Origin of the sequence: Kitasatospora sp. RG8, assembly GCF_017813315.1 — a bacterium.
GTDB lineage: Bacteria > Actinomycetota > Actinomycetes > Streptomycetales > Streptomycetaceae > Kitasatospora.
Window position 1 is genome coordinate 1 of the sequence record NZ_JAGIYX010000084.1, and the last position, 1,896, is coordinate 1,896.

At 72.9% G+C, this 1,896-nt stretch carries 2 protein-coding genes and 1 pseudogene; 2 read left to right on the forward strand and 1 reads right to left on the reverse strand.

Going from position 1 to position 1,896, the window contains the following annotated elements; translation table 11 throughout:
* A pseudogene (locus J5Y04_RS41100) lies at positions 1–316 on the forward strand (MFS transporter); the annotation flags it as partial.
* A 329-nt stretch (positions 317–645) separates the two neighbouring features.
* A complete protein-coding gene (locus tag J5Y04_RS41105) occupies positions 646–1,407 on the forward strand; it encodes an SDR family NAD(P)-dependent oxidoreductase (protein WP_209417664.1) in 762 nt (253 codons plus the stop codon).
* A 369-nt stretch (positions 1,408–1,776) separates the two neighbouring features.
* On the opposite strand, the gene J5Y04_RS41110 is transcribed toward J5Y04_RS41105, so the two are convergent.
* Positions 1,777–1,896: LuxR C-terminal-related transcriptional regulator (locus J5Y04_RS41110; RefSeq protein WP_209417660.1), on the reverse strand; the 120-nt coding region annotated here is incomplete at its 5' end.

Here is a 1,896-nt window from a genome sequence, read left to right on the forward strand (position 1 = left end):
CCTCGCACCGGCAGTCTCCATCGCGACCGCGGGCGTGGCGGCACACGAGACAGGCAGCGCATCCGGACTCCTCAACAGCACACGCCAGATCGGCGCATCACTCGGACTCGCAGCGCTGGGGACGGCGGCGCACGACCGTACGGGCACGCACGTGACCCCGGTGACGCTGAACGACGGGTATGCGCTGGGGATGAGCGTGGGGACGGTGGTCCTGCTGGCGGCGGCGGTCGTGGCGTTCACGGTCCTGCCGCGCACCGGTGCGCCGGTGGTGGAGGGGGAGCAGGAGGAGCGAGGCCTGGTCGCGGTGCAGGACTGACCGACAGGCCCGGCCGGGGTCGGTGGGTTGTGCGTCCGGGATCTGGCCCGGACGTGGTCGGCTCACCGGCCCGGCCCGGCCCCGGCCGGTGAGCCGCCGGACCGTGGTGCCTGCCCCGCCCACTTCGCCCGTACCACCGGTGGCGCCGTACCGGCCGTAGCGCCCGGTGCTCCCGACCACTGCTGTGCCCGCACCACCTGCTGTGCCCGCACCACCTGCGGTGCCGGTATCGCCTGCTCCGCCTGCACTTGCTGTTGTGCCTGTTGTGTCCGTGCTGGGGTCCGTGTCCGGTGTGTGCCGGAGGGCCGTCCGAGATCTGGGGGACAGTCGTGAACGTTGCTGGGAACGTGGCTCTTGTCGTCGGCGGGACCTCGGGGCTGGGGCTGGCCACCGCCCGGCGGCTGCTGGAAGGCGGTTGCCGGGTGGTGGTGATGGGGCGCGAGCCCGAGCGGGCGGCGAAGGCCGGTGCCGAGCTGGGTGGTGTGCCGGTGGTGGTCGGAGATGTCGCCGACGAGGCGGACGTGCGGACGGCGGTGGAGACCGCGGCGCGTCTGGGCCGACTGGGAGTGGCCGTGAACTGTGCGGGCACCGCGCGGATGGGCAGGGTACTGGGGCGTTCGGGGGTGCTGCCGCTGGCGGAGTTCGCCGAGGTGGTGCACGCGAACCTGACCGGGACCTTCAACCTGGTGCGGCTGGCCGCGGAGGAGATGGCCCGCAACGAGGTCCGGGACGGGGACCGTGGCGTGATCGTCTGCACCGCCTCGGTCGCCGCCTACGACGGGCAGGAGGGGCAGGCGGCCTATGCGGCCTCGAAGGCGGGGGTCGTGGGGATGACCCTGCCGTTGGCCCGGGACCTGGCCCGGCGTGCGATCCGGGTGGTGACCGTGGCGCCCGGCCCCTTCGAGACGCCGATGCTGGCCGGCGCGTCGGCGGACGTCCGCGAGGCGCTGCTGCGCGGGACGGTCCACCCGGGCCGGCTCGGCGAGCCCGCCGACTTCGCCGCGTTGGTGGCCCACATCGTCGACAACCCGATGCTCAACGGCGAGACGATCCGCCTGGACGGGGCGATGCGCCTGGGACTGCTGCGCTGAACCTCCCTCCGCCCGCCCCGGCCGGAAATTCCCGGCCGGGACGGGCGGAGAGAGGTTTCCGGCGGATTACCCCGGAGCCGCTTCAGGCTCCTGAGTCACTTATTTCCCCGAAGTGTTCCCGGGAGGTTCCACCGTGGGCTGGAAAGCCCCCGCGGGACTTCTTCACGCCTTTTTCCGGAGGCCTCCCCGGGATTTTCCCCGCGGTGTTTCCGGCAGCTTCCCCGGGGATTTTCCCAAAAGTTCCCCGGGGTGCGGTGTACGCCCGTATTCGTGGCCGTGACCGGCCGTGGCCGGGGCTGTCCGGCCCGCATTCCGGCCCGCGTTCCGCCGGCCTTGCGGCTCGCCTTCCGGGGGTGCCCGGGGCGCGGGTCAGATCCAGTGGGAGTCCCGGGCGATCCGCAGGGCGTCGATCCGGTTGCGGGCGCCGAGCTTGGCGACCATGGACGACAGGTAGTTGCGGACGGTGCCCTCGGACAGGTGCAGCCGTGC